We start from the raw sequence: 26082 nt of genomic DNA on the forward strand, positions 1-26082 counted from the left end.
GCATGTCCATCGAGATCCTCGGCATGGTGTCGACGAATCACGTCTCCGAGAGCGTCGGCGGGGGTGGCCCGGTGATCGACGAGCCGTACCTCACCGACTTCGCCCGCGCACACGACAGTGCCGGGTTCGACCGCATCCTGGTCGCTCACAGCTCGGCGAGCCCCGACGCGTTCGCCGTCGCCCAGCACGTGCTGAGCCGCACCGAGCACGCCGGCGTCCTCATCGCCCACCGGCCCGGTTTCGTCGCGCCGACACAGGTCGCGCGGCACCTAGCGACCCTCGACGCCTTCAGCGGGGGTGGGCGCGTCGCCATCCACCACATCACCGGCGGGAGCGACGCCGACCAGGCGCGCGACGGCGACTACGTCGAGAAGGACGCGCGCTACCGCCGCACGGCGGAGTTCATCCAGGTGCTCCGCCAGACGCTGTACGGCGAGGCGCCGTTCGATTACACGGGCGAGTTCTACCGCGTCACCGATGCGTTCAGCCCCGTCAAGCCGGTGACGGATGCGGGTATCCCGATCTTCTTCGGCGGCCTGTCCGACGCCGCGATCGAGGTCGGCGGCGCGCACGCCGACGTGTACGCGCTGTGGGCCGAGCCGCTCGCGGCCACCAAGGACCGCATCGAGCGCATCCAGGCGGAGGCGGCGCGGCACGGACGCACGGTGGAGTTCTCCGTGTCGCTGCGCCCCATCGTCGCCGAGACCGAGGACGCCGCGTGGGCGCAGGCCGACGCGTACTACCGCGCCGCCGAGGAGCGACTGCATGCGAGCCCCCTCGCGGCGCAGTGGCGAGTCCGGCAGGGGGAGAGCAACGCCGTCGGCGCCCAGCTGCTCAACGCGCACGCCGCCGAGAAGGATGTGCACGACGAGCGGCTGTGGTTCGGCCTCAACCGCCTGACGGGCGGCGGCGGCAACTCCACCGGCCCCGTCGGCACGCCCGAGCAGGTCGTCGAGTCGATCCTGAAGTACTACGACCTGGGGGTCCGGAAGTTCCTCATCCGCGGCTACGACCCGCTCCGCGACGTGCAGCAGTGGGGCACCGAACTCGTCCCGCTGCTGCGCTCCCGTGCGGCGGAGCGCGAGCAGGTCGGGGCGCTCGTCTGATGTCGTCGGCGATCACTGTGCGCTCCGAGCTTCTCGAGCTCGTCGAGCCCCCGGCGACCGTCCGCGGGACGGTGCTTCTTCTTCCCGGACGCGGCGACGACCCGAGCTACTACCGCCGCCTTGCCGCGCGCCTGGCCGTCGACGGGTATGCCTCGCGCGTCGCGCCGGCGCCGGTCGAGTCGGCCGCCGACGTGGCGGCGCTGTGGGAGGCGGATCCCGACGCCGAGGGCGTCCGCCTCGTCGTCGGCGTCGACACGTCGGCGGGCTTCCTCGCCGCCGCGCTCGCCGGGGGCGCGGTGGCGCCGTCGGGCGCGGTCTTCGCCGGCACGGCAGTTCCGGCGGGCGTCGTCCCGGAGGCGGGCGAAGAGCTGGCGGCGCGAAGCGCGTGCCCCATCCACCGCGGCGTCGTCGAGCGTGCCGACGCCGCACCGCTGGCCGCGTCGACGATCATCCCGACGTGGCCCGAGGATGCCGCATCCGTTCCCGTGCTCGCGATCCACGGGGGCGCCGACACCATCGCCCCACTCGAATCGGTCTCGCCGCTGTACGACGGATGGCGCGCCGATGTGGTGACGGTCACGGGCGGACTGCACGACGTGCTCAACGACGTCCACCACCGCAGCGTCTCCGCGGAGATCGTGGCGTTCCTCGAGCGCCTGCGGCTGGACGCGGACGCCGCGCCCATCCTCGTGAAGGTGCGCACGCGATGACGGGTTTTGCGACCCGGCAGATCCGGGCAGGCGCAGACCTCGCCGTCGCGCCCAACCCGGCTGTCGTGCCGATCTATCAGACTGCCGCATACGAGTTCGCCTCGTGGGCCGATGCCCGCGACATCTTCGCGCTCCGCCAACGCGGCAACCTCTACAGCCGCACCGGCAGCCCCACCCAGTCCGTGCTCGAGCAGCGCGTCGCCGCGCTCGACGACGGCGTGGGGGCGCTGGCCACGGGCTCGGGGCAGTCGGCGGTTGCCCTGACCCTGCTCGCCCTCGCCGCCCCCGGCGGGCACGTCGTCGCCGGGGCGCAGCTGTACGGCGGCACCGTCGACCTCCTCACCGACACGTTCGCCGACTTCGGCATCGCGGCGACGCTCGTCGACCAGGACGACCTCGCGGCCTGGCGGGCGGCGGTCACCCCGCAGACGCGCGCCTTCTTCGTCGAGAGCGTCGGGAACCCGACCGCGGCCGTCGCCGATCTCGCGGCGATCGCCGAGATCGCGCACGAGGCCGGCGTGCCGCTCGTGGTCGACAACACGATCGCCACTCCCGCGCTCCTGCGCCCCAAGGAGTTCGGCGCCGACATCACCGTCTACTCCGCCACCAAGTACCTCGGTGGCCACGGCTCGTCCCTCGGCGGTGTCATCGTCGACCTCGGCACGTTCGATTTCGGCGCCGACCCGGAGCGCTGGCCGCAGCTGACCAAGCCCTATCCCCGGGTCGGCGACGTCGTGCTGTGGGACCGGTTCGGCCGAGACGGAAGCGCCTACCTGGTGCTCGTGAAGACGAAGTGGGCGCATGACCTGGGGCCGGCCCTCTCGCCGTTCAACGCTCATCAGATCCTCACCGGCATCGAGACGCTCGACCTGCGGATCGCCCGCCAGTCGGCGACGGCGGCGACGATCGCGCGGCACCTGGCGGAGCATCCGGACGTCGCGGTCGTGCACCACCCGGCCGTCCCCGGGAACCCCTCGGCGGAGCGCGCCGCGCGATACCTCCCGCACGGCGTCAGCGGCGTGTTCTCGTTCGACCTGGCCGCGGGGGAGGAGGCGGTGCCCGTGTTCGTCGATGCGCTCGGTGCCTTCACCCTCGCCGCCAACATCGGCGACGCTCGCTCGCTCGTCATCCACCCGACCACCACGTCGCACTCGCATCTCACCGATGAACAGCTCGCGCTCGCCGGCTTCTCGCGCGCGACGGTGCGGCTGTCGATCGGGCTGGAAGACCCGGCCGACCTCGTCGCCGACCTCGATCAGGCGCTCGCGCTGGTGCGGGCCGAACAGTCGCCGGCGTTGGCCGGCGGACAGGAGAAGTGATGCATTTCGGACTGTGGGCGCCGGTGTACGGCGGGTTCCTCCGCAACGTCGAGGACGAGGGCATGCCCGCCACGTGGGCGACCATCCGCGACGTGTCCCTCACCGCCGACCGGCTCGGCTACTCCACGATGCTCATCCCCGAGCTCTATCTCAACGACCGCAAGGGGCCGAGCGCGCCGAGCCTGGAAGCGTGGTCGCTCACGTCGGCGGTGCTCGCCGTCACCGAGCGGCTGCGCGTCATGACCGCCATCCGCCCCGGGTTTCATCTGCCGGCCGTGGCGGCCAAGACGATCTCGACGATCTCCGACCTCGCGCCCGGGCGCCTGGCGCTCAACGTCGTCGCGGCGTGGTGGGCGGAGGAGGCCAAGCAGTTCGGTGGCCGCTTTCCGGCGCACGACGAGCGGTACGACCAGGCGCGGGAGTTCGTCGAGGTCGTGCTCGGGACGCTGACCACCTCGCCCTTCGACTACCGAGGGCGATTCTTCGAGGCGGACGGGACGGTCGTGGAGCCCAAGCCCGCGACCCTCCCCGCCGTCTTCGCCGGCGGGGAGAGCGAGTCGGGTCGCGAGGCGATCGCCGGTTTCGCCGACGCGTACGCGATGCACGGCGGCACGGTCGAGGAGGTGCGCGAGAAGGTCGCCGACCTCAACGAGCGGCGCCGGCGGCTCGCGGGGGAACCGATGCGCGAGTTCGCGATGGCGGCGTACGTCATCGTCCGCGACACCGAGGCCGAGGTCCAGCGCGAGCTCGAACGCATCACGACCGTCGATCCGGCCTCGCCGGGATACGCGTCGTTCCAGGAATTCACCGCCAACTCGGCGCTGGATGTCGCCGTCTCGGCGCGCGAGTACTCGGTGGGTACGCGGGGCCTCCGGCCCAATCTGGTGGGGACCGCCGAGCAGGTGGCGGAGCGCATCAGGGCGTATCAGGAGGCCGGGGTGACGCTGCTGCTCATCCAGTCCTCACCCCTCGCCCCGGAGCTCGAGCGCATCGCCGCCGAGGTCTTCCCCCTCGTGGAGCACGCTCCCGCTCTGGCCTGACCCGCCCCATCGAGCTGCGTCTTGTGGTCGATATTCCGCGTGTTTTCCGACCACACGGCGCAACTCGATGCATGCGGCCGGATGGATTTCCATCCGATCGAGAGAGGGTTCCGAAGAGTTCGTGCGGGCCGCTTCCGGCCCGCACCGCCCCCGGGCGGCACAGCAGAGCCGCAGGCTCTTGAACTCGGAGGAACTCATGCTCAAGAAGAACCACGTCACCGCTGGTCTTGCTCTGGTACTGGCCTCGACCTTCGCGCTCGCAGCTTGTTCGAGCGGCTCTTCGTCGGAGATGACGGAGGAGAGTGCAGCGCCGTCGATGGAGTCCAGCGCGCCCGCGACCGACACGATGGACCCGGCAGCCGACCTCGTGGGCGCCGGCTGCGCCGATTACGCCGAGGCGGTGCCGGACGGTGCGGGCTCGGTCGAGGGCATGGCGCAGGACCCCGTGGCGGTGGCGGCGTCGAACAACCCGCTCCTGACCACGCTGGTGGCAGCCGTCAGCGGTCAGCTGAATCCCGAGGTCAACCTCGTCGACACCCTCAACGGCAGCGAGTTCACGGTCTTCGCGCCCATCGATGACGCCTTCGCGAAGATCGACCCCGCCACGATCGAGACGCTCAAGACCGACACCGCGCTGCTGACGTCGATCCTCACCTACCACGTCGTTCCCGGGCAGGTCTCGCCGGACGAGATCGCCGGTACCCACACCACCGTGCAGGGCGGGGATGTCGAGGTGACGGGCGAGGGTGACATGCTCATGGTCAACGACGCCACGGTCATCTGCGGCGGCGTGAAGACCGCGAACGCCACCGTGTACCTCCTGGACACGGTGCTGATGCCCCCGGCCGCCTGATCACAGAACGACCGGCGGGGTCGCGGAGTCTCCGGGCTCCGCGACCCCTCGTGCGAAGGGAGACGCCATGGCGACGCATCCGCGAGCGCGGACCGCAGCGTGGGCGGCCGTTGTCGGACTGATCTCCGCCGGCGTGCTGCTGGCGGCGAGCGAGCTGGTGGCGCTGTTCGCGGAGCCGGATGCGAGCCCGCTGCTCGCCGTCGGATCCTTCGTGATCGACATCGTCCCTCGGCCGCTGAAGGAGTTGGCCATCACGCTCTTCGGCTTCGCCGACAAAGCCGTGCTCCTGGGAAGCGTGGGGCTGGCTGCGGCGATCGGCGCGGCCGTCGCCGGTCTCGCGCAATACCGGCGACCGCCGCTCGGGGCGGTGCTGCTGGCCCTCGGGGGCGCCGCCGCCACCGCCGCGATCGTCACGCGCGCCGGTGCGGGTGCGGCGTCCTGGGCGCCGCCCCTCCTCGGCACGGCCGCCGGGATCGTCGTTCTCGTGCTCCTCACCCGACGCCTGCGTCGGTGGCGGGATGCCGACGGTGCGCGCCGACCGGACGCGCCAGCAAGCGCGGCGGGCGGACCCGGTGCGATGGCGGGCGCCGAGCGGGAACGGGTGGATCGGCGCGGCTTCCTGACGATGGCCGTGATCGCCGCGGCATCCGCTGTCGTCGTGGGCGTGGGGGCGCGGGTCGTGAACGCGGCGACCACGTCGGCTCGCGCGGTCCGCGAGGCGCTGCGGCTTCCCACGCCGCGGAGCCGAGTGGTCGTCCCGGAGGGCGCGGAGCTCGACATCCCCGGGCTGTCTCCCCTGTTCACGCCGAACGACGACTTCTACCGCATCGACACGGCCCTGACCGTGCCGACGATCGACCCCGCCTCCTGGCGCCTTGTCGTCGACGGGCGCGTCGACGAGCGCGTCGAGCTCAGCTTCGACGATCTGCTCGCGATGGGCGTCGACGAGTACGCCGTCACCCTGACGTGCGTCTCGAACGAGGTCGGCGGCGACCTCGTCGGCAACGCGCTGTGGCTGGGCGTGCCGGTGCGCGACATCCTCGCTCTCGCCGGGCCGCAGGCAGGGGCGGATATGGTGCTCTCGCGCAGCGTCGACGGGTTCACCGCCAGCACCCCGCTCAGCTCGCTCACCGACGACGGCGTGGACGCCATCCTCGCCGTCGGGATGAACGGAGAGCCGCTGCCGCTGGAGCACGGCTTCCCGGTGCGGATGGTGGTGCCCGGGCTCTACGGATACGTGTCGGCCACGAAGTGGCTCACCCAGCTCACCGTCACGACGTTCGCCGACGACGAGGCCTACTGGACGCCGCGGGGCTACAGCGCGCAGGCGCCGATCAAGTTCTCTTCGCGCGTGGACACTCCGAAGATCGGCACGCCCGTCCGTGCCGGTCGCATCCCGATCGCCGGCATGGCGTGGGCGCAGAGCGTCGGCATCGAACGCGTCGAAGTGCAGATCGACGACGGTCAGTGGCAGCAGGCGACGCTCTCGACCGCGGTCAACGACGACACCTGGGTGCAGTGGTTCCTCGAGTGGGACGCCGAGCCCGGCACGCACTACGTCACGGTGCGCGCCGTCGACAAGGCCGGGAATCTGCAGATCCGCGAATCCGCGCCGATCGCGCCCGACGGATCCAGCGGTTGGCAGCGGACCCTGGTGTCGGTGACCTGACGCCCGGGGGACAATGGCCGGATGCCGCGTTCCCCCTGGTCACCGCCGCCCGCCTTCACGACCCGACCCACGCTCACCGGATCGTTCGGCATGTCGGCCTCGACGCACTGGCTCGCGACCGGCGCGGCCCAGAGCGTGCTCGAGCGCGGCGGCAACGCGTTCGACGCGGCCGTGGCGGGGTGCCTCGTCCTGCACCTGGCGGAGCCGCATCTGAACGGCCCGGCGGGCGACCTCGTCGGCCTCGTCGCACCGAACGGCGCCGCGTCTCGCGTTCTGAGCGGGCAGGGCCCGGCGCCCGCCGCCGCGAGCGTGGCGCACTACCGATCGCTCGGGCTCGAGAGCGTCCCGGGCGCGGGCGGACTGGCGGCGGCCGTCCCCGGCGCCTTCCCGGCGCTGCTCCTTCTCCTCCGGGAGCACGGCACGTGGGAGTTCGCCGACGTCGCCGAGTATGCGATCTCCGCCGCCGAACACGGTGTTCCGGTGACGCCGGCGTGGGCGGGTGCGGTGCGCAGCGTCGAGGGGCTCTTCCGGGAGGCGTGGCCGACGTCCGCGGCGTTGTGGATGCCGGGCGGGCGGGTGCCGCGGGCCGGCGAGACGTTCCGCAACCCCGAGTGGGCCGCTGCGCTCGGCCGGCTCGCCGCATCCGCCGACGGCGCCACGCGGACAGACCGCATCGACGCCGTGCTGCGGAACTGGCGGGAGGGATTCGTCGCGCACGAGCTGACCGCGTTCCTCGCGCGCCCGCATCGCCACTCCGACGGCGGAGACTACGCCGGTGTGCTGACCGCCGACGATGTCCGCGGCTTCGACGCCTCGTGGGAGCGGCCGGTGTCGTACCGCTTCCGCGGGGTCGACGTGCTCAAGGCGGCCGCCTGGGGGTCGGGGCCGGTGCTGCTCCAGGCCCTCGCGATCCTCGCGACCTTCCCGGACGATGCACTGGACCCCTCGACCGGCCGCGGCGCGCATCTCGTCGTCGAGGCGCTGAAGCTCGCCTTCGCCGACCGCGACGCGTACTACGGCGAGGATGCTCACGAGGTGCTCCCCCTTCTTCTCAGCGACGAGTACGCGCGGGAGCGCGCCGCCGTCATCTCCGACGAGGCGAGCCCCCAGTGGCGCCCCGGCGTGCTCCCCGGGCGCCCGGCGTTCGTGCCGCCGCTCCTCACCGAGACCGGCGTCGACGGCGGAAGCGTCGGCGAACCGACGGTGCGTGCGACGGGGGAGACGCGAGGGGACACGTGTCACATCGACGTCGTGGACGCTCACGGCAACCTCGCGAGCATCACCCCGTCCGGCGGATGGCTGCAGTCCTCGCCGGCTGTGCCGGGCCTGGGCCTTGCGGCGGGGACCCGCCTGCAGATGACGTGGCTCGACGAGTCGGCGCCGGCTGCTCTTCGCCCGGGTGCGCGCCCCCGCACCACCCTCTCCCCGACGCTCCTGGCCGCGGGAAGCACGGTGGTCGAGGCGCTGGGGACGCCCGGCGGCGACCAGCAGGACCAGTGGCAGCTGCCGTACGTGCTCCGTCGCATCATCGGTGGCTACTCGCCGCAGGCTGCCATCGACGCCCCGACGATGCACACCACGCATCTCCCGAGCTCGTTCTGGCCCCGTGCGTGGGAACCGCTCGGCGTGGTGGTGGAGGACCGGCTCGGAGACGACGTCATCCGCGAGCTGCGTGCTCGAGGCCACGAGGTGTCTGTGGTCGACGGCTGGTCGCTCGGCCGGCTGTCGTCGGTGTCGCGCGATCCGTCGGACGGCACGCTTGCCGCCGCCGCGAACCCGCGCGGCGGGACGGGCTACGCCGCCGGCCGCTGACCTCGCGTTCGAGTGTCAGCCGCGGTCGCTCTGTCCCGCTCGACGCGGCCCGACATGACACTCGACCGCATCGCGACAGGGGTCGGGTGGCAGGTCGCGCCGCTGTCGCCGACGTGAGACGGCATGACCTGACACCTGAGCGCGCAGGGAGACACGTCAGAGCGCGGCTCCGGATCAGCGAGTGAGCGCGAGGACGAGCAGAACGGCCCCGAATACGATGCCGACGCCGAGCATCGCGACCGATGCGACGGTCACCGACAGCCGCCGGTAGCGACCACTGCGCAGCACGCCGGCGCTCACGGCGAGCACGGCGAAGAGCGCGACCTCCAGGGCGATGCCGATCCAGGCGACCGCCGGGGCCACCGGGACCGCGAACGCGAAGAGCACCACCGCGATGAGCCCGATGACGCCCCCGATCACGATGCGGACCATCGAGCCGCCGGTCTTGTCGGCGACGCGGCCGAGGCGATCATCCGGCCGGTCGTCCGGTGAGCCGGGGTCGCCGTCGCTGGCGGCAGGTCCGGCGGCGCGGCTGCCGCGTGCGTGCGCGGGGTCGACGCCCGGTTCATACTCCTGCGCGAGAGAGGGCGCGGGCTCGACCGGGCGGTCGGGCGAGTCCGCCTCCGCGACAGAGGACCCGGAGCTGCCGGATCGGCGATGCCGCACGTCGAAGCCACTCGCCATCGATCCGTCGCCGTTGCGGGTGCCCACGCCGGGGATGTCGTTCTGCGTCGAGATGTTCTGCACGGGGGCCCGGTCGCTGTCGTCGATGCGCGTGGCGTCTGCGGCACCGGTGTCGGCCCCGCGGCCGCCGGCGGGCACTTCGGCGGCGTGGCCGTCCGAGGCCTCGGCGTCGTCGAGGCGCTCCCGGGGGATGTCGTCGCTCATTGGGGTGCTTCCTTCCATCGGCTGATCTCACGCTAGGAACCTCTGCGACCGGTCCGGAGGGGCTTGACACCCGGATGCCCCGGACATGGAGGGCGATCCGGGGCTTGTCAATCCCCACCCCGCTCGGCGCGGACTGCGATGGGCTGGATGCCGTCCGACAAACGACGCAGTCCGAAAACGAGACGCCGTCCGAAAAGCGAGACGCCGTCCGACAACCGAGGAGTGACATGGTCCAGATCATCGAGACGATCGACGTCGACGTGTCCGTGCGCACGGCATACAACCAGTGGACGCAGTTCGAGTCCTTCCCGTCCTTCCTGGACGAGGTCGTGTCCATCACGCAGCGCGACGACACCCACCTGCACTGGAAGGTGCGCGTCGGAGGCGTGGAGCGCGAGTTCGACGCCGAGGTGACCGAGCAGCACCCGGATGAGCGCGTCGCGTGGCGCAGCACCGGGGGCGAGACCGACCACGCCGGTGTCGTGACCTTCCACAAGCTCAGTGACACCAGCACCCGTGTCACCGTGCAGATCGACTGGGAGCCCGAGGGGCTCCTCGAGAAGGTCGGGTCGCTCGTGGGCGCCGGCTCTCACGCCGTGAAGAAGGACCTCAAGAACTTCAAGGAGTTCATCGAGGGCCGGGGTGCCGAGACCGGCCAGTGGCGCGAGGACGTCCCGCGCGACTGACGCCACGCGCGCAACGTGCTGCGCCCCGGCCGTGGACCACGACGACCGGGGCGCAGACGCGCGTGCGCAAAGATATGCAGGAACCCCGAGGAGCAGCGTGAGTGAAACAGGCCCGTCGAGCGAACCGGCTCGCGTTCGACCGATCCGACCCGGCGATGCCGGCGAGGTCCTCACCCTCCAGCGCTCGGCCTTCGTCTCCGAAGCGCTCATCTACCGCAGCGTCGACATGCCACCGTTCACGCAGACCCTCGAAGAGCTCGAAGCCGAGCTCGTCGAGAACCTCGGATGCGTCGCGCTGAAGGGGGCGCGCATCGTTGCAGCCGCCCGCGCACAGCTCGATGGCCCGCTGCTGCTGATCGGGCGCATCGCCGTCGCTCCCGACGTGCAGGGGGAGGGTCTCGGCTCGCTCATCCTCGACGCCGTGGAGGATCGGGGCCGCCAGGCCGGCGCGACCGAGGCGGAGCTGTTCACCGGGCGACTGAGCGAGGCCAACATCCGGCTCTACGAACGTCAGGGCTACCGCGAGACCGAGCGCGCCGGGGGCGAGAACGGCGACGACCAGATCTTCCTGCGCAAGCGCCTCAGCTAGCGTTCCCGGTCGCGGAGCATCCGCGCCGGGACGAGCTCGCGGATGGTGAGCGCCGCGCTGACGACGGCGAGATGGCTGAGCGCCTGGGGGAGGTTTCCCCAGAACGCGCCGTCATCCTCGGCGATCATCTCGGCGAAGATCCCCACGTCGTTGGCGTACCCGACGAGCTCATCCATCGCGGCGACGGCCTCGTTGAAACGGCCGATGCAGGCGAGCGCCCCGGCCCGCCAGAAGGCCGAGGCGACGAAGGTGTGCTCTTCCTGGTCCATGCCGCTGTAGCGGTACAGGAGCGGACCGGCGCCGAGATCGCGGCTGATCGCATCGATGGTCGCCGCCATCCGCTCGCCGCGGTCGAATCCGCTCTCGGCGTGGAGCAGCACCGACGTGTCGAGGTCACCGCTGCCGGGGTACATCACGTAGCTCCCGACTTCGTCCGACCACCCGTGCTCCGCCACCCACGCCGCGATCCGGTCACGCTCCGAGCGCCACCGCTCCGGGCTCCCCGGGATGGCACCCTGCTCGACGAGGAAGACCGCGTCGTTCAGCGCCTGCCAGCATCCCATCTTCGACGACGTGTAATGGCGCAGTTCCGCCAGCTCCCACATGCCCGAGTCGGGTTGGCGCCAGAGGTCGCACGTCCGGTCAGCCATCGCCGCGAGCGATCGCCCCGTCGCCACATCGAGGATGTTGCCGGCTTCGACGTAGGTGCGGCAGATGGCGAAGAGGTCGCCGTAGACCCCGAGCTGCAACTGACCGTGCGCGGGGTTGCCCGTGACGACGGGCCCGATCCCCTGCCAGCCGGCGACGTCGTGCTCGCGCGACCCGTCGATCACCTCGCCGCGGAGGGAGTAGAACACGTGCAGCTCCGGGCCGTTGCGACGGATCGTCTGCAGGAGCCACGAGATCGCCGCGTGCGTCTCCTCCCGCAGTCCGAAGCGCACGAGAGCGTGCGTGGTGTACGCCAGATCGCGTACCCACGCGAAGCGGTAGTCCCAGTTCTTCCCGCCGCGCGGGCTCTCCGGGAGCGATGTCGTCGCTGCGGCGGCGATCGCGCCGGTCGGGGCGTACACGAGCAGCTTCAACGCGAGGGAGCTGCGCTGCACGAGATCCTGCCAGGGGCCGTCGTAGGAGAACTCGCGCGACCAGGCGCGCCAGCCGTCGATCGTCCGGTCGATGCCGCGCTGGACGTTCGCCGGCACCGGAAGGTGAAGCGGCTCGCCGTCGGTGCCGACGAGGACGAGGATGGAGCGAGAGCCCTCGCTCGTGGTGAACTCCCCCTGGACGAGCGGGCCCGCGTCGCCGTCGGCCTCCGGGTGCTCGGCGCCGTGGCCTTCGCCCACGACCGCGAGCGAGATGTCACCCACCCGCAGGATCGATGCGCCGTCGCGCTTCTCGATCCACGGTGCCGCCGTCTGAAACCGCGTGCCCGGTTGCACGCGCCACCGGAACCGCACGCGCCCGGAGATCCCCTCGATGCGCCGGGCGAGCTCCGCCCAGGGGAGCCTGCCCGCCACCCCCGTGACCAGGGCGTCCGTCACGCGGGCCCGACCGGATGCCGTGGTGAAGGTGGTCTGCAGGACGTTCGTGCGAGCGACGTAGCGCCGCCTCACGGTGTACTCCTCGTCGGGCTCGAGCTCGATGCGCCCGCCCGTCTCGGCGTCGAGGATTCCCGCGAACACCGGCAGGGAGTCGAGCGAGGGGACGGGCAGCCAGTCGATCTGCCCGCGCCGCCCGACGAGCGCGATCGTGCGTCCGTCGCCGATGGGGGCGTACTCGCGCAGATCCCGGTGCCGCGGCCGGGCGTCGTCGTTGCGGCTCATGCCGCCACGGTAGACAGCGCCCGGACCGCCGGCCGCGGGGTTGCATCCGCGCGGACGCGGCACTACGGCACTAGCAACCTCCTCGGGCCCCAGCAAGCCCCGGCCGGGGGCGGGGGCGCCGGACTACCGTCGAGACAGCACCACCGATCTCAGGAGGACGAGTATGGCCACGACCGCCAAAGACACCGCCACTCGCAACCGCCGCCGTCCGGCGCGCGGCGGCGCGGGAGCCGGCCTGACGAAGGAGGAGAACGCAGAGAGCGGCTTCACCGCGTCGCAGCAGCTCAGCGACAACCTGCAGAAAGTGCTGGTCGACCTCATCGAGCTGTCGATCCAGGGCAAGCAGGCCCACTGGAACGTCGTCGGGCGGAACTTCCGCGACACCCACCTGCAGCTGGACGAGGTGATCGAGTCGGCGCGCGAGTTCAGCGACACCGTGGCCGAGCGGATGCGGGCGCTCCACGCCCTTCCGGACGGCCGCAGTGACACCGTGGCCGAGACGACGACCCTTCCGGAGTTCCCGCAGGGCGAGATCGACACCGCCGAGGTCATCGACCTCATCACGGAGCGTCTCGACGCGGCAGTGTCGACATGCCGCGATGTGCACGACGAGGTGGACGAGGAAGACCCCACGAGCGCCGACATCCTGCACGCGATCCTCGAGCGTCTCGAGCAGCTGTCGTGGATGGTCAGCGCCGAGAACCGCACGCCGGCCAAGCGGTAGCGCCCGCCGCCGCCCGCCGCAACCCCGGCGGGCGGCTCCGGCGCCCCGCTTAGCGTGGCGCCATGGCTGACATGTACACCGCTCAAGACCCCACGACGCAGTACCCGCGGCCGCCCTTCCCGCCGCAGCAGCAGGAGGGACCCGGCGACGTCCGTCGGATGGACCCGGCCCCCGACCACGGCGAGACCACGTACGTCGGACTCGGGCGCCTCCCCGGGCGCAAGGCTCTCATCACGGGCGCCGACTCCGGGATCGGCCGTGCCGTGGCGATCGCCTACGCCCGCGAAGGCGCCGACGTGGCGCTGAGCTATCTCCCCGAGGAGCAGCAGCAGGCCGAGGAGGTCGCGGCGCTGATCGAGGCGGAGGGCCGCACCGCCGTCCTTCTTCCCGGCGACCTCCAGGACGAGGCGACCGACATCGAGGTCGTGGACAAGGCCGTCGCCGAACTCGGCGGGCTCGACATCCTCGTGATCAACGCGGGCACGATGCCGACCGTCGACAGCATCGACGACTTCGAGACGGCCACCCTCGACCACGTCGTGAAGGCCAACATCTATCCGCTGTTCTGGTTGACCAAGGCCGCCTCCGCGCACCTGAAGCCCGGCGCCGCCATCATCACCACGTCGAGCGTGCAGGGATTCCAGCCCTCGCCGTCGCTCGCGGAGTACGCCGTGTCGAAAGCCGGAATCGCGAACTGGACGCGGGCGCTCTCCCAGCAGCTCATCGAGCGTGGCATCCGCGTCAACGGCGTCGCCCCCGGCCCGGTGTGGACACCGCTGCAGCCGGCGTTCGTGCCGGTGGAGAAGATCGAGCACTTCGGGGAGCAGACCCCGATCGGCCGCGCTGCGCAGCCGGTCGAACTCGCTCCCGCGTTCGTCTTCCTCGCCTCGCAAGAGGCCAGCTACGTCGTCGGCGAGACGATCGCGGTGACCGGCGGCATGCCCGTGCACTGACCCGCTCAGGCATCCGGGCGCGTGTCGCCCTGTGACGCCCGACTCCGCCGCACGATGTCCCGACGTCTACCGTCGGTTCAGGCGCTCGGCGGATCGGGCGTTTCAGCGACTCGGGAGCAGGGATGTCGGCAGCAGGCGTCGAGGGATGGAACTTCGCCACGCGTCAGGTGCACGCGGGCGTCGAACCGGAGGGGACGCACCATCCGCGCGCGACGCCGGTTTACCTGACGGCCGGGTTCGTCTTCGACGACTTCGACCAGGCGTCAGCCCGCTTCGCCGGCACCGACGACGGGCACGCTTACACACGCGTGTCCAACCCCACGCACGCCGCGCTCGAGCGCCGCATCGCGGCGTTGGAGGGCGGCTCCGGCGCGACGTTCCTCGGCAGTGGCCAGGCTGCCGTGTCGACCGCGCTGCTTGCGCTGGCCGCCACCGGCGACCACATCGTGGCGGCGTCGAGCCTTTACGAGGGCTCCCGCGAGCTGCTGCGCGAGAACTTCGCGCGCCTCGGCATCGACGTCACCTTCGTCGCGCGGACTCGCGACCTCGAGGCATGGGAAGCGGCAATCACGCCCCGCACGAAGGCGCTGTTCGCCGAGACGATTCCCAACCCCAAGAACGATCTGCTCGACATCGCCGGCGTCGCCGACATCGCCCACCGTGCCGGCGTGCCGCTCGTCGTCGACAACACCCTCGCGAGCCCGTACCTCCTGCGCCCGATCGAGCACGGCGCGGACATCGTCGTGCACTCGGCCAGCAAGTTCCTCTCCGGCCACGGCACGGTCCTGGGCGGGCTCGTCGTCGACGGCGGCTCTTTCGAGTGGGCGCGCGACCCGGCCCGCTACCCGCATCTCGCCGTGGAGCGCGGCATCGACGGCCGTACGCTCCTGGAGCGTGCGGGGCAAGGAGCCTATCTGGAGTACGTCCGCACGCTCGCGATGCGCTTCGGCCCCGCCGCATCGCCGCTGAACGCCTTTCTCATCCTGCAGGGGATCGAGACGCTGTCGCTGCGCGTGCAACGACAGTCCGACAGCGCTCTCGCCCTCGCACGCTGGCTGGAGCGGCAGCCGGAGGTGGAGTCGGTGGACTACAGCGGATTGGACTCGAGCCCGCACCGCGACCTCGCCCGCCGCTACCTGCCGCGCGGTCAAGGGTCGGTGTTCGGCTTCACCGTCCGCGGTGGTCGGCCTGCCGCCGAGGCTACCGTGAACTCCCTCGAGCTGTTCACGCGGATGACGCATCTCGGCGACGTGCGATCGCTCGTGCTGCATCCCGGCTCGACGACGCACGTCTTGCGCACCGAGGACGACCGCCTCGCCTCCGGCATCGATCCGGGTCTGCTGCGGCTCTCGATCGGCGTGGAGGACCCGGAGGATCTCATCCGCGATCTTGCTCAGGCGCTCGCCGTCGGGCGCGCCGCGATGGTGCAGGCAGCCGGCACCCGATGACCCGGCAGCAGCATTTCGGCTGGTTCCTCTCCCGCGGCTTCGGCCCGCACGGCTGGGCGCGCCCGTACCTCGAGTGGGACTACGACTGGCGGCGTCCCGACCTCTACCAGCAGTCCGCGCGCCAGCTCGAGCGGGCAGGGTTCGATTTCGTGCTGATCGAGGATGCGCTCTCGGTCGGCATCAGCCCGGCCACCCTCGACCTGCGTGTGCGGAAGGCGTACGGCGGGCCCAAGCACGACCCGTGGACCCTGGCGCCGTACCTGTTCGCCGCCACCGAGCATCTCGGCGTCATCCCGACGGCGAACCCCGCGGCCTGGCATCCGTACACCGCGGCACGGCAGTTCGCGTCGCTCCAGCACCTGAGCGGTGACCGGCTGGGTCTCAACGTCGTCACCGACGTCGGCTCGGCGCATCACTTCGGGCAGGACCGGCTGCCGCACGACCAGGCGTACGACCGCGCGCAGGAGTGGCTCGACGCGCTGCGCCTGCTGTGGCGGAGCTGGGACGAGGACGCCCTCATCCGCGACCCCCACACGCAGATCTACGCCGACGGCGCCAAGATCCGCGCGGTGGAGCACCGCGGTCGGCACTGGAGCTTCGACGGACCCCTGAACGCCGAGCCGCTGGAGTCGGAGCCGGTGATCGCGTCGCCCGGCGGGTCGCCCCGCGGGATCGGGTTCGCGGCCGGCAACTCGCAGATCCAGCTCGCACTGTCGAACCTCGACGTCGACGCCGTCCGCGCCTACCGGCAGCGGGTCCGCGAGGCCGCCGTGGCGGCAGGTCGCGGCGCCGACGACATCCGCACGCTTTTCGTCTTCAAGCCGATCGTCGCCAGCTCGGCCGCCGAGGCCGACCGCATCGTCGAGGCATCGGCGCATCCGGATGACGCGGCGCTTCGCGAGGTCGCCGAGGCATGGTCGAGCGACCTCGAGACCGACCTCACCGTGCTCGACCTGGACGCCCCGTTGGACCCGGCGATCTTCGGTGAACACGTGTCTCAGGGGACGATCAAGGGACTTCGCGGGCGCTTCGCCTCGTTCGACGGCGTGCCCATGCGCGACATCCTCGCCGGCAAGGCCCGCCTCGGTCGCATCGGCGACGGGATTAGCGGCACGGTCGGCACGGCGGAGGAACTCGCCGACCTCATCGAGCAGCTCGGCGAGGAGGCCGACAACGACGGCCTGATCTTCTCCGGTGACCTGCACCCCGTGACGCTCCACCGTGCGCTCGACGAGCTGGTTCCCCTGCTGCGCCGCCGCGGCATCCTCCGCCGCGATTTCGTTGCCGGCGGCCTCGCCGCGAACCTCTCGGCGTTCTGACGCGCGTCGCGACGTTTCGTCTCGCTGCGCTCGCTCACGTCCGGGACCCCCGGCGCCGTCCTCGCTGAGCGAGGAGCGCAGCGACGAGACGAAGCGCGGCGGGATCAGAGGGCGGTCAGCGCCTGCTCCAGGTCGGCCTGCAGATCGGCGAGCGACTCGATGCCGACGGACAGGCGCACGACCTCGGCCGGAACCGCCAGCTCCGTGCCGCGCACCGACGCGTGCGTCATCTCGTCGGGGTAGTTCACCAGCGACTCGACGCCGCCCAGCGACTCGGCCAGCTGGAACAGCCGCGTCGACTCGGCGAAGCGGCGCGCGGATGCGGCGTCGGCGAGGGCGATCGAGACGATGCCCCCGAATCCCCACATCTGCGCTTTCGCGATGTCGTGACCCGGATGCTGCGGCAGGCCCGGGTAGTAGACCTTCGCGACGCGGTCGTGCCCGGCGAGGAATTCGGCGACGGCTTGCGCGTTCTCGCTGTGCCGCTGCATCCGCAGCCCCAGCGTCTTGATGCCGCGGGTCGTGAGCCACGCATCCATCGGCCCGGAGACGGCGCCGGCGGCGAACTGGAGGAATCGCACCCTCTTGGCCAGGGCGTCGTCGGAGAGGACGAGCGCACCCCCGACGACGTCGGAGTGGCCACCGAGGTACTTCGTCGTGGAGTGCACGACGACGTCGGCGCCGTGCGTGAGCGGGCGCTGCAGGGCCGGGGACGCGAACGTGTTGTCGACCACGACGAGCGCGCCGGCATCGTGACCGAGGCGCGCGAGCCCCGCGATGTCGGTGACGCGCAGGAGCGGGTTGCTCGGCGTCTCGACCCAGAGGATCTTGGGTGCGCGCTCGGCGATCGCTGCCCCCACCGCGTCGAGGTCGCTCATGTCCACCACGCGCAGCTCCACGCCCCACGGCCCGAGGATGCGGGCGAGAAGGCGGTAGGTGCCGCCGTACACGTCGTTGCCGAGGAGCACCTCGTCGCCCGGGGCGAGGACCGCGCGCAGGAGCGCGTCCTCGGCGGCGAGACCCGACGCGAAGGACAGCCCGTGGCGTCCGCCCTCCAGCGCGGCGAGCTGCTCTTCGAGGGCGGTGCGGGTCGGGTTGCCGCTCCGGCCGTATTCGTACCCGGCGCGGAGAGTGCCGATGCCGTCCTGCACGTAGGTGGTGGACAGGTGAAGCGGCGGGATGACCGCCCCCGTCCCGGGGTCGGCGGCCTGCCCGGCGTGGACGGCGAGGCTGTCGAACGACAGGACGGTGGGATCGACGGTCACGAGGGGGCTCCTTCGGAGGTGGGCAGATCGGCGGAGAGGAGAAGGGCGACGGGCCGGCCGGCGTCGGTGACCAGCGCGATGCCGGTGCGGGCCGCGACGGAGCGAGCGTCCGCCGCGGGCGTTCCGAGTCCCACGAGGGGGAGGGGATCGCGCGACACCGCGCTCACCGGCGCATCGGATGCCGCGGCGGCGAGATCGTCGGAGAACGCGGCGCCGGAGACCTCGCCGAGCACCGGCTGCTCCGCGGATGCGACGGGTGCGGCGGGGAGCCCGGCGTCGCGGAGGACGGCGCGGGCGTCGTCGGCCCGCATGTCGGGAGAGAGGAGCACGAGGTCGCGCCGCGGCAGGTCGGCGACCGTCGGGCCGGGAGGCGGAGCGTCGACGGCGAACCCGCGTGCCAGCATCCACTCGTCGTCGAAGACCTTCGCAAGATAGCCGCGTCCGGAGTCAGGAAGGAGCACGACGACCACGGCACTGTCGGGAAGGTCGCGCGCGACGCGCAGCGCCCCGGCGACTGCCATGCCGCTGGAGCCGCCGACGAGGAGTCCCTCCTCGCGCGCGAGGCGGCGGGTCATCGCGAAGGCCTCGGCGTCGTCGACCGCGACGATCTCGTCGACGACGGACGGGTCGTAGGCCTGCGGCCAGAAGTCCTCGCCGACGCCCTCGACGAAGTAGGGGCGGCCGGTGCCGCCGGAGTAGATCGAGCCGAGCGGGTCGATGCCGACGACGCGCACCGCTTTGTCCGACACCTCTGCGAGGTACCGCCCCGTCCCGCTGATCGTGCCGCCGGTGCCGACCCCGGCGACGAAGTGCGTGACCTCGCCCCCGGTGTCGCGCCAGATCTCGGGGCCGGTCGTCTCGTAGTGGCTGCGCGGGCCGTTCGGGTTGTCGTACTGGTTGGGCAGGAACGCCCCCGGCGTCTCGGCGACGATGCGGCGCGACACGCTGTAGTACGAACGCGGGTCGTCGGGGGCGACGGCGGTGGGCGCGACGACGACCTCGGCGCCGTAGGCCCGCAGCACGGCACGCTTGTCGTCCGAGACCTTGTCGGGGACGACGAAGACGCAGCGGTACCCGCGCTGCTGGGCGATCAGGGCGAGCCCGACCCCGGTGTTGCCGCTGGTGGGCTCGACGATCGTGCCGCCGGGGCGCAGGTGGCCGTCGCGCTCGGCCGCGTCGATGATGTTGGCGGCGATGCGATCCTTCGACGATCCGCCGGGGTTGACGAACTCGATCTTCGCCAGGACGGTGGCGCCGATGCCCTCGGTCACGCGGTTCAGGCGGACGAGGGGGGTGTTGCCGATGAGGTCGGTCACGCTCGAGGCGTAGCGCACGGGTGCATTCCTTCGGTGGGCCGCGCGGAGAGGCGGGCGCTGTCAGGGGTCGTCGGAGGCGGCGCGGAGGCGCTCAGCGACAACAACGACAGGTCTGCACCGCCCCAGCATATCGGCGGCGCGGTGGCGCGCAACTCCGCTCGACGCACGTCGACACGGGCGCTCTACGCCGTCTTGAGGCAGGCCTCCAGCGCCACCCACGGCAGCATCGCGCACTTCACGCGGGTGACCAGGCGCGCGACACCCTCGAACGCCGCCGCGTCGCCGAGCCGCTCGGAGGGCTCGAGGTCGCCGCCCCCGCGCAGGAGCGCGCGGAACTCGTCGATCAGCGCAATCGCCTCGTCGCGGGGGGCGCCGGCGGCCAGATCGGTGAGCACCGATGCGGATGCGGTGGAGATGCTGCATCCGTGGCCGTCCCACACGAGCGTCTCGAGACGGCCGTCGGGGGACAGCGTGATGCCGACGGTGACCTCGTCGCCGCACGTCGGGTTCAGCTCATGGTGGGTCACCTCGGCCGCGGAGACGTCTCCGCGGCCGATCGGGCGCCGGCTGTGATCGAGGATGACCTCGCGGTACAGATCGCTCAGATCGCTCATCGGTCTGCTCCGAAGAACGCGCGGACGTCGCCGAGGGCCTCGCCGAGAGCGGCGATGTCGGCTGCGTCGTTGTACACGTACGCGCTGGCGCGCGTCGTGGCGTGCACCCCGAGCCTGCGGTGCAGCGGCTGCGCGCAGTGGTGGCCGGTGCGCACGGTGATGCCGCGGTCGTCGAGGAACTGGCCCACGTCGTGCGCGTGCACCCCGTCGACGACGAAGCTCACCAGCGCCGCGCGCTCGGCCCCGGCGGCGGGCCCGAGGATGCGCACGCCGTCGACGCGTGACACGGTCTCGACGAGCTCCTGCGCGAGTTCGTGCTCGGCGGCGGCCACGGCGCTCATGCCGATCGCATCGAGGTAATCGACGGCGGCTCCGAATCCGACCGCTTGGACGACGGGCTGCGTGCCGGGCTCGAAGCGGTGGGGCGCCGGGAGGAACTCCGCCCGCTCGAGCGTCACCGAGGTGATCGCCGAGCCGCCGGTGCGCCCGGGCGGCAGGGCATTGAGCAGCTCCGAGCGGCCGTACAGCACGCCGATCCCCGTCGGGCCCAGCATCTTGTGCGCCGAGAACGCGGCGAAGTCGACGCCGAGACCGTGCAGGTCGAGCGGTCGGTGCGGCGCCGACTGACAGGCATCCAGCACCGTCACCGCCCCCGTCCGTGCGGCCAGATCGACGACGTCGCTCACCGGAGCGATAAAGCCCGTGACGTTCGAGACGTGCGCGAAGGCGATCACGCGGGTCCGCTCGGTGACGACCCCTGCCATCGCGTCGACCGACCACAAGCCCGCGTCGTCCACCGGCACGGCCCGCAAGATCGCGCCGGTACGCGCGGCCAGCCGCTGCCACGGGATGAGGTTGGCGTGGTGCTCCGCCTCCGTGACGACGATCTCGTCCCCCGGGCCGAGGACGAGGGCACCCTCCCCGCTGAGGGTGGCGTCGGTGAGCGACCACGTGAGCACGTTGAGCGCGTCCGTGGCGTTCTCCGTCCAGACGATCTCGTCGTCGGCCGCTCCCACGAAGCCCGCCACCCGGGTGCGTGCGCGCTCGAAGGCCCCCGTGGCCGAGCCGGTCGCGGCGCTGGATCCGCGATGCACCGCGGCGTACGCCGTCTCGGTGAAGTCGCGCTGTGCGTCGAGGACGACGCGCGGCGGCTGCGAGGTGGCCCCCGAGTCGAGGTAGATCTGGCCCGAGCGTGCGGCGAGGAACGGAAAATCCTCGCGGACGCCGAGAGTGGTCGAACTGGGCGGTGTCATGATTCCTCCTGGCCCGGATGCATGCCTTCCAGTCTCCCGCTTTTCGCGGCAGCGCGATCTATCAGAGAGCGATGCGCAGCGTCAATAGTCATTCGTTCGCCTCCCGGCCGGGTTACGTTTCTGATGTTCGACCCCCGCAGCAGCCGCCCCGGATCAGTGTTCGGGTCACCGTTTCGAGAGGCGGTGCGGGGAAGACGGCCTCCGGCGCGCAGGGCTTCCGCCGCCGGGGGCCGTGATTTCTTTCAGCGCCGGGCCTGCGCCAGGTTCGCCTCGAGTTCTTCTCTGGTCTGGCGCGGTCCGTAAGCCGGCTGGTCGCGTTCCACGCGCCAGCTCTCGGAGAGGGGTCCGATGTTGACGGTGTCGTAGCCGAACTCGTCGTACACGGTCGTCACGACCGCGGCGGCGTCGGCGAAATCGCTCGCGGTCGCCAGGGCGCGCCGACCGGGAGTGCCCGGTGCCGTGCCGTCGGCGAGGATGTCGCCGCTGTGGATGTGATTGAAGGCCTTCGCGACCTTCGACCGGGACAGGTGCTCCTGAAGGAGGCCGGAGGTCGTCGCCGCCTTGCGGTCGAGCTCGGGGAAGTGGCCGTCGCGTTCGAAGTAGTAGTTGTTCGTGTCGAGGACGACCTTCCCGGCGAGGGGCGCCGCCGGGATCTCCCGGTAGGCCTTCAACGGCACCGTCACGATCACGAAGTCGCCCTGCTCGGCGGCTTCTTCAACCGTGCCGGGCGTGACGCGATCGCCGATCTCGGCGGCGAGCCGCGCCAGGGTCTGCGGCCCGCGCGAGTTGGCGAGCACGACGTCGTACCCCCGGTCGGCGAGCCCGCGCGCCAACGTCGATCCGATTCGTCCTGCCCCGATGATCCCTACTCGCGTCATATCGCCTGCAACGCGCGTCGCGCGGCGGGGATTCCATGCTGGGGGATGTCCGTTCCGCGCCGATAGGCTGAGGCGCGGGAACACCCGTTCTCCGAAGCCGAAACGAGACCGCCATGACCACGACGCCGCCGGGATGGTACGACGACGGCCAGGGCGCGCTGCGCTGGTGGGATGGCGCGCAGTGGACGGAGCACGTCCACACGCCAGCGCCGGGAACGACGCCCGTGGCGGATGCGGCGCCCGCCGCTGCGCCGGAGCCCACGCCCCCGCCGGCCGAGCAGGTCGCCCCCGCGGCGCCGGAGCCCGCGGCTCCCGAGCAGGTCGCCTCCGCGGCGCCCGCCGCTGCGCCGGAGCCCGCGCCCGCGGCGCCCGAGCAGGCAGCCCCAGCGGCTGCCTACCCGCAGGCCTATCCGGGTGCCCCCGCGGGCCCCGCCGGCGGAGCACCCGCCGATCCGTCCGCGTACCCGGCTTCCGCCGCACCGACCGCGAAATCCAAGCTGTGGATCCTGTGGGTCGTTCTCGGCGGCGTCCTCCTCGTCATCATCATCCTCGCCGCCATCTTCATCCCACTCGTGATCGGATGGTTCAGTTCTGCGGCGTCCCCCCAGGACGCCGATCAGCGAGCGGCCGTCGAAGCGGTCGAACTGTACGACGACGCGTGGGGCGACGGCGACTGCGACGCGTTCGAGCAATCGACGACGTCGGCGTATCGCGAGAGCATCAGCCTCACCGACTGCGCGAGCTTCGAGGACGACGCGGAATCGTTCGACTCGTCCACCGACGACTACGACATGCGGGTCACCGACGTCGAGACCGTCAGTGACGACCGCATCGAGGTGGTCACCACCGAGACGTACCTCTACCTGGTCGACGAACAGGGCGAGCCGCTCGACCAGCCCGAACAGATGCGTGACGTCTTCCGGTACGTGCTCGTCCCCGAGGGCGACGGCACGTGGGTGATCGACGCGCTCGACTACGACGAGTGACCGGCACCGCATGACCGACGCCGTACCCGCGCGCCGCGGCGCGCGCTTCGTTCTGACGTGCATCGGGATCGGGCTGCTCGCCGGCCTCATGTCGGGGCTCTTCGGTGTCGGAGGGGGCACCGTCATCGTGCCGTTGCTGGTCCTCCTCCTCGGATTCGATCAGCGCCGCGCGGCGGGAACCTCTCTGGCGGCGATCATCCCGACCGCCACCGTCGGGGTCGTCTCGTACGCGCTGAGCGGCTCGGTGGCATGGATCCCCGCCATCATCCTGGCCGCAACGGCCGTCGTCGGCGCACAGATAGGAACCTGGCTCCTGCCGCGGGTGTCGCAGACCGCCCTGCGGTGGGGTTTCGTCGTCTTCCTCGCCGCCGTGATCGTCAGTCTGTTCCTGGTGATCCCCTCGCGCGATGCCGAGCTCGAGCTGACGTGGATCACCGGTGCCGGACTGGCCCTCCTCGGGCTCATCACCGGAACCCTCGCGGGCCTCCTCGGCGTGGGGGGCGGCATCATCGTCGTCCCGGCGCTCCTGCTGGTGTTCGGCACCAGCGACCTCGTCGCCAAGGGCACGTCGCTGCTCATGATGATCCCGACCGCGATCTCCGGCACGATCGGCAACGCGCGCCGGCGAAATGTCGACGTCTTCGGTGCGGTGCTCGTCGGCGTCGCCGCCTGCACCACGACCGCGCTCGGTGCCTGGCTCGCCACGATCGTGAACCCGTTCGTGGGCAACATGCTCTTCGCCGCGTTCCTCGTGTTCATCGCGGTGCAGATGGCGCTGCGCGCTCTCCGTGGGCGCAAGCGCTGACCCGGGGGCGTCGCATCGGCGCCGATAGGATGACACGGTGCCCGTGAATCCCGAACTGGTCGGTCGCGTCTTTCCCCCCACCCCCTCGTATCTCGTGGGGCGGGAGAAGGTACGCGAGTTCGCCCGAGCCGTCTTCGCCCCCGCGTCCGTCCACACCGACCCCGACGCGGCCAGAGCCCTGGGGTACGCGGATGTGGTCGCGCCGCCGACCTTCGCCATGGTCATCCAGGACCTCGCGCTGCAGCAGCTGCTGGCCGAGGCCGACTCGGGCATCGAGCTGTCACGCACGATCCACGGCGAGCAGCGCTTCCGCTACACCCGCCCCATCGTGGCCGGCGACGAGCTGACGGCCACCCTCGCCGTCACGGGCATCCGCGCGCTCGGCGGCAACGCCATGGTCACGAGCGAAGCCGAGATCCGCGACGCGAGCGGCGAGCACGTCGTGACCGCGACGACGGTTCTCGTCGTGGGGGAGGCGGCATGACCGTCGCCGTCGGGGACGTCCTGGCCGAACGCTCGGTGCATCTGGACCGGGAATCGCTCGTGCGCTACGCCGGGGCATCCGGTGACTTCAACCCCATCCACTACCGCGACGACATCGCCGCGGCCGTCGGCCTCCCGGGTGTCCTCGCCCACGGCATGCTGACGATGGGCATCGCGATCGGGACGCTCGGTGAGGCGATCGGCGATCCCGCCCGCATCCTCGAATACGGCGTACGGTTCACCCGCCCGGTCGTCGTCGACCCCGAGACGGGCGCCGATCTCATGGTCATGGCGAAGGTGGGTGCGGTCGAGGACGACGCCTTTCGCGTCGACCTGACCGTCACCTTCGCCGAGGCGACGGTGCTGGTCAAGGCCCAGGTGCGCGTGCGGGCCTGACGCATGACCGAGATCCCGCCCGTCCCCCTCGCCGAGCTGACGACGTTGCGCACCGGCGGCGCGCCGCGGCGCCTGATCGTCGCGGATTCCGCCGAAGAACTCGTCTCGACGCTGCGCACGCTATGGGCCGAGGCCGAGCCGTGGCTCGTGGTGGGCGGCGGATCGAACCTCTTCGTCGGCGACGAATCCTTCGACGGCACCGTCGTGCTGGTGAGGACAGCGGGAGTCGAACGGCTCCCCGGGTCGCGCCCCGGCACCGTGCGTCTGCGGGTGCAGGCGGGCCACGACTGGGATGAGCTCGTCGCGGCGACGGTGGCCGAGGGGCTCGCGGGCATCGAGGCGATGTCGGGCATCCCCGGCACGGTGGGTGCGGCCCCGGTGCAGAACATCGGGGCGTACGGGCAGGAGATCGTGCAGACGCTCGTCGAGGTCGAGCTGCTCGACGAGGGCACCGCCGAGGTCTCGACGGTGCCGGCGCACCAGCTGGGGCTCGGCTTCCGCACCTCCGTGCTCAAGCAGCACTACGGCAGCGTCGCGCAGCGCTCCGGCGTCATCCTGTCGGTCACGCTCGAGCTCGAGGAGGTCGGCGACGGAGAACGCCCGGTCGCCGGCGAGCAGCTGCGCACCGCGCTCGGCCTCGAGGCCGGCGCATCCGTGACCCTCGCCTGGATCCGCGACCACGTCCTGGCCACGCGGCGCCGCAAGGGGATGGTGCTCGACGACGACGACGCCGACACGTGGGGTGCGGGGTCGTTCTTCCAGAACGCCATCGTGTCGGAGGCGTTCGCCCGCACGCTCCCCGCCGAGTGCCCCCGGTGGTCGCTCGCCCCGGAGGTGGACACGGTGCTCGTGATCCCTCTCGCCGCCTTCGACGGGGTCGTGCCGCCGCCTTCGAGCGCCGCCGCCGAGGTGAAGGTCAGCTCGGCCTGGCTCATCGAGCACGCCGGCATCGGCAAGGGTTTCCGGTTGCCGCGGTCGCGCGCGGGCATCTCCACGAAGCACACGCTCGCCCTCACCAACCGCGGCGGGGCGACGGCCGCCGAGCTCGCCGAGCTCGCGCGCTTCGTCCAGCAACGCGTGCAGGCCGAGTTCGGTCTCATCCTGCAGCCCGAGCCGGTTCTCCTCGGCGTCGAGCTGTAGCTCCGGCGCG

General features: G+C 71.7%; 25 protein-coding genes. 18 read left to right on the plus strand and 7 right to left on the minus strand.

What is annotated here, in order from left to right:
• Positions 1-2 precede the first annotated feature (2 nt).
• The 7 genes from ACTU3I_RS07250 to ACTU3I_RS07280 all read left to right on the plus strand — a co-directional run bounded on the left by ACTU3I_RS07250 (position 3) and on the right by ACTU3I_RS07280 (position 8509).
• Positions 3-1106 carry an LLM class flavin-dependent oxidoreductase gene (locus ACTU3I_RS07250; protein WP_442924986.1) on the plus strand — a complete coding sequence of 368 codons (1104 nt, stop codon included), beginning with the start codon at positions 3-5 and terminating at the stop codon, positions 1104-1106.
• Positions 1106-1816: an alpha/beta hydrolase gene (locus ACTU3I_RS07255; RefSeq protein WP_442924987.1), complete on the plus strand. Its 711-nt coding sequence runs from the start codon at positions 1106-1108 to the stop codon at positions 1814-1816. Before ACTU3I_RS07250 ends, ACTU3I_RS07255 begins: the two co-directional genes overlap by 1 nt.
• Positions 1813-3135, plus strand: a complete 1323-nt coding sequence (locus ACTU3I_RS07260) for an O-acetylhomoserine aminocarboxypropyltransferase/cysteine synthase family protein (protein WP_442924988.1) — start codon at positions 1813-1815, stop codon at positions 3133-3135. Before ACTU3I_RS07255 ends, ACTU3I_RS07260 begins: the two co-directional genes overlap by 4 nt.
• On the plus strand, positions 3135-4175 hold the full coding sequence (locus ACTU3I_RS07265; RefSeq protein WP_442924989.1) for an LLM class flavin-dependent oxidoreductase: 1041 nt from the start codon (positions 3135-3137) through the stop codon (positions 4173-4175). Before ACTU3I_RS07260 ends, ACTU3I_RS07265 begins: the two co-directional genes overlap by 1 nt.
• A 196-nt stretch (positions 4176-4371) precedes the next feature.
• A complete protein-coding gene (locus ACTU3I_RS07270; RefSeq protein ID WP_442924990.1) occupies positions 4372-5028 on the plus strand; it encodes a fasciclin domain-containing protein in 657 nt (218 codons plus the stop codon).
• 67 nt (positions 5029-5095) lie between these two features.
• Positions 5096-6697 (plus strand): molybdopterin-dependent oxidoreductase, encoded by a 1602-nt coding sequence (locus ACTU3I_RS07275; protein ID WP_442924991.1) that lies wholly within the window; start codon positions 5096-5098, stop codon positions 6695-6697.
• A gap of 21 nt (positions 6698-6718) precedes the next feature.
• Positions 6719-8509, plus strand: a complete 1791-nt coding sequence (locus tag ACTU3I_RS07280; protein ID WP_442924992.1) for a gamma-glutamyltransferase family protein — start codon at positions 6719-6721, stop codon at positions 8507-8509.
• A 174-nt stretch (positions 8510-8683) separates the two neighbouring features.
• Here the strand turns inward: ACTU3I_RS07280 and ACTU3I_RS07285 are convergent, their stop codons facing one another.
• Complete coding sequence (locus ACTU3I_RS07285; protein WP_442924993.1) at positions 8684-9397, minus strand: hypothetical protein; 714 nt, start codon at positions 9395-9397, stop codon at positions 8684-8686.
• A 227-nt stretch (positions 9398-9624) separates the two neighbouring features.
• Here ACTU3I_RS07285 and ACTU3I_RS07290 point away from each other — a divergent pair, with 227 nt between their 5' ends.
• Positions 9625-10083 (plus strand): SRPBCC family protein, encoded by a 459-nt coding sequence (locus ACTU3I_RS07290; protein WP_442924994.1) that lies wholly within the window; start codon positions 9625-9627, stop codon positions 10081-10083.
• Between the two features lie 97 nt (positions 10084-10180).
• Positions 10181-10672: a GNAT family N-acetyltransferase gene (locus ACTU3I_RS07295; RefSeq protein WP_442924995.1), complete on the plus strand. Its 492-nt coding sequence runs from the start codon at positions 10181-10183 to the stop codon at positions 10670-10672.
• Here the strand turns inward: ACTU3I_RS07295 and ACTU3I_RS07300 are convergent.
• Positions 10669-12492, minus strand: coding sequence for a glycoside hydrolase family 15 protein (locus tag ACTU3I_RS07300; protein ID WP_442924996.1), 1824 nt, complete (start codon positions 12490-12492; stop codon positions 10669-10671). The genes ACTU3I_RS07295 and ACTU3I_RS07300 overlap by 4 nt on opposite strands.
• A gap of 163 nt (positions 12493-12655) precedes the next feature.
• On the opposite strand from ACTU3I_RS07300, the gene ACTU3I_RS07305 reads away from it, so the two are divergent.
• The 4 genes from ACTU3I_RS07305 to ACTU3I_RS07320 all read left to right on the plus strand — a co-directional run bounded on the left by ACTU3I_RS07305 (position 12656) and on the right by ACTU3I_RS07320 (position 16936).
• Positions 12656-13216: a Dps family protein gene (locus ACTU3I_RS07305; RefSeq protein ID WP_442924997.1), complete on the plus strand. Its 561-nt coding sequence runs from the start codon at positions 12656-12658 to the stop codon at positions 13214-13216.
• A 62-nt stretch (positions 13217-13278) separates the two neighbouring features.
• Entirely contained in the window at positions 13279-14169 is an 891-nt protein-coding gene (locus tag ACTU3I_RS07310) for an SDR family oxidoreductase (RefSeq protein ID WP_442924998.1), read from the plus strand.
• Between the two features lie 122 nt (positions 14170-14291).
• Entirely contained in the window at positions 14292-15617 is a 1326-nt protein-coding gene (locus tag ACTU3I_RS07315; RefSeq protein WP_442924999.1) for an O-acetylhomoserine aminocarboxypropyltransferase/cysteine synthase family protein, read from the plus strand.
• Positions 15614-16936, plus strand: coding sequence for an LLM class flavin-dependent oxidoreductase (locus ACTU3I_RS07320; RefSeq protein ID WP_442925000.1), 1323 nt, complete (start codon positions 15614-15616; stop codon positions 16934-16936). The genes ACTU3I_RS07315 and ACTU3I_RS07320 overlap by 4 nt, the downstream gene beginning before the upstream one ends.
• 104 nt (positions 16937-17040) lie before the next feature.
• Here ACTU3I_RS07320 and ACTU3I_RS07325 read toward each other — a convergent pair whose 3' ends face one another.
• The 5 genes from ACTU3I_RS07325 to ACTU3I_RS07345 form a co-directional block, all read right to left on the minus strand.
• The gene (locus ACTU3I_RS07325; RefSeq protein WP_442925001.1) at positions 17041-18201 is read right to left on the minus strand and encodes a cystathionine gamma-synthase; all 1161 of its coding nucleotides are present in this window, start codon (positions 18199-18201) and stop codon (positions 17041-17043) included.
• Complete coding sequence (locus tag ACTU3I_RS07330; protein WP_442925002.1) at positions 18198-19535, minus strand: cystathionine beta-synthase; 1338 nt, start codon at positions 19533-19535, stop codon at positions 18198-18200. Before ACTU3I_RS07330 ends, ACTU3I_RS07325 begins: the two co-directional genes overlap by 4 nt.
• A 164-nt stretch (positions 19536-19699) precedes the next feature.
• Positions 19700-20131, minus strand: coding sequence for a Fe-S cluster assembly sulfur transfer protein SufU (sufU, locus tag ACTU3I_RS07335; RefSeq protein ID WP_442925003.1), 432 nt, complete (start codon positions 20129-20131; stop codon positions 19700-19702).
• Positions 20128-21384, minus strand: a complete 1257-nt coding sequence (locus ACTU3I_RS07340) for an aminotransferase class V-fold PLP-dependent enzyme (RefSeq protein WP_442925004.1) — start codon at positions 21382-21384, stop codon at positions 20128-20130. The genes sufU and ACTU3I_RS07340 overlap by 4 nt, the downstream gene beginning before the upstream one ends.
• 242 nt (positions 21385-21626) lie before the next feature.
• A complete protein-coding gene (locus ACTU3I_RS07345) occupies positions 21627-22397 on the minus strand; it encodes an NADPH-dependent F420 reductase (protein ID WP_442925309.1) in 771 nt (256 codons plus the stop codon).
• Between ACTU3I_RS07345 and ACTU3I_RS07350 the strand changes: the two genes are divergently transcribed.
• The 5 genes from ACTU3I_RS07350 to ACTU3I_RS07370 are packed head-to-tail and all read left to right on the plus strand — an operon-like array spanning position 22376 to position 26072.
• Positions 22376-23248 carry a DUF2510 domain-containing protein gene (locus ACTU3I_RS07350; protein WP_442925005.1) on the plus strand — a complete coding sequence of 291 codons (873 nt, stop codon included), beginning with the start codon at positions 22376-22378 and terminating at the stop codon, positions 23246-23248. The genes ACTU3I_RS07345 and ACTU3I_RS07350 overlap by 22 nt on opposite strands.
• 10 nt (positions 23249-23258) lie before the next feature.
• Positions 23259-24053 (plus strand): sulfite exporter TauE/SafE family protein, encoded by a 795-nt coding sequence (locus ACTU3I_RS07355; protein WP_442925006.1) that lies wholly within the window; start codon positions 23259-23261, stop codon positions 24051-24053.
• 37 nt (positions 24054-24090) lie between these two features.
• A complete protein-coding gene (locus ACTU3I_RS07360) occupies positions 24091-24537 on the plus strand; it encodes an FAS1-like dehydratase domain-containing protein (protein ID WP_442925007.1) in 447 nt (148 codons plus the stop codon).
• Positions 24534-24932, plus strand: a complete 399-nt coding sequence (locus ACTU3I_RS07365; RefSeq protein WP_442925008.1) for a MaoC/PaaZ C-terminal domain-containing protein — start codon at positions 24534-24536, stop codon at positions 24930-24932. The genes ACTU3I_RS07360 and ACTU3I_RS07365 overlap by 4 nt, the downstream gene beginning before the upstream one ends.
• 3 nt (positions 24933-24935) lie before the next feature.
• On the plus strand, positions 24936-26072 hold the full coding sequence (locus ACTU3I_RS07370; protein ID WP_442925009.1) for a UDP-N-acetylmuramate dehydrogenase: 1137 nt from the start codon (positions 24936-24938) through the stop codon (positions 26070-26072).
• The last annotated feature ends 10 nt before the right edge of the window (positions 26073-26082 follow it).

Origin of the sequence: Microbacterium sp. RD1 (assembly GCF_052220165.1) — a bacterium.
Taxonomy (GTDB): Bacteria; Actinomycetota; Actinomycetes; order Actinomycetales; family Microbacteriaceae; genus Microbacterium.

Coding starts and splice junctions, on each gene's coding strand:
- ACTU3I_RS07250 (WP_442924986.1), top strand. CDS start 3: ATGTCCATCGAGATCCTCGGCATGGTGTCGACGAATCACGTCTCCGAG.
- ACTU3I_RS07255 (WP_442924987.1), top strand. CDS start 1,106: ATGTCGTCGGCGATCACTGTGCGCTCCGAGCTTCTCGAGCTCGTCGAG.
- ACTU3I_RS07260 (WP_442924988.1), top strand. CDS start 1,813: ATGACGGGTTTTGCGACCCGGCAGATCCGGGCAGGCGCAGACCTCGCC.
- ACTU3I_RS07265 (WP_442924989.1), top strand. CDS start 3,135: ATGCATTTCGGACTGTGGGCGCCGGTGTACGGCGGGTTCCTCCGCAAC.
- ACTU3I_RS07270 (WP_442924990.1), top strand. CDS start 4,372: ATGCTCAAGAAGAACCACGTCACCGCTGGTCTTGCTCTGGTACTGGCC.
- ACTU3I_RS07275 (WP_442924991.1), top strand. CDS start 5,096: ATGGCGACGCATCCGCGAGCGCGGACCGCAGCGTGGGCGGCCGTTGTC.
- ACTU3I_RS07280 (WP_442924992.1), top strand. CDS start 6,719: ATGCCGCGTTCCCCCTGGTCACCGCCGCCCGCCTTCACGACCCGACCC.
- ACTU3I_RS07285 (WP_442924993.1), bottom strand. CDS start 9,397: ATGAGCGACGACATCCCCCGGGAGCGCCTCGACGACGCCGAGGCCTCG.
- ACTU3I_RS07290 (WP_442924994.1), top strand. CDS start 9,625: ATGGTCCAGATCATCGAGACGATCGACGTCGACGTGTCCGTGCGCACG.
- ACTU3I_RS07300 (WP_442924996.1), bottom strand. CDS start 12,492: ATGAGCCGCAACGACGACGCCCGGCCGCGGCACCGGGATCTGCGCGAG.
- ACTU3I_RS07305 (WP_442924997.1), top strand. CDS start 12,656: ATGGCCACGACCGCCAAAGACACCGCCACTCGCAACCGCCGCCGTCCG.
- ACTU3I_RS07310 (WP_442924998.1), top strand. CDS start 13,279: ATGGCTGACATGTACACCGCTCAAGACCCCACGACGCAGTACCCGCGG.
- ACTU3I_RS07315 (WP_442924999.1), top strand. CDS start 14,292: ATGTCGGCAGCAGGCGTCGAGGGATGGAACTTCGCCACGCGTCAGGTG.
- ACTU3I_RS07320 (WP_442925000.1), top strand. CDS start 15,614: ATGACCCGGCAGCAGCATTTCGGCTGGTTCCTCTCCCGCGGCTTCGGC.
- sufU (WP_442925003.1), bottom strand. CDS start 20,131: ATGAGCGATCTGAGCGATCTGTACCGCGAGGTCATCCTCGATCACAGC.
- ACTU3I_RS07340 (WP_442925004.1), bottom strand. CDS start 21,384: ATGACACCGCCCAGTTCGACCACTCTCGGCGTCCGCGAGGATTTTCCG.
- ACTU3I_RS07350 (WP_442925005.1), top strand. CDS start 22,376: ATGACCACGACGCCGCCGGGATGGTACGACGACGGCCAGGGCGCGCTG.
- ACTU3I_RS07355 (WP_442925006.1), top strand. CDS start 23,259: ATGACCGACGCCGTACCCGCGCGCCGCGGCGCGCGCTTCGTTCTGACG.
- ACTU3I_RS07365 (WP_442925008.1), top strand. CDS start 24,534: ATGACCGTCGCCGTCGGGGACGTCCTGGCCGAACGCTCGGTGCATCTG.
- ACTU3I_RS07370 (WP_442925009.1), top strand. CDS start 24,936: ATGACCGAGATCCCGCCCGTCCCCCTCGCCGAGCTGACGACGTTGCGC.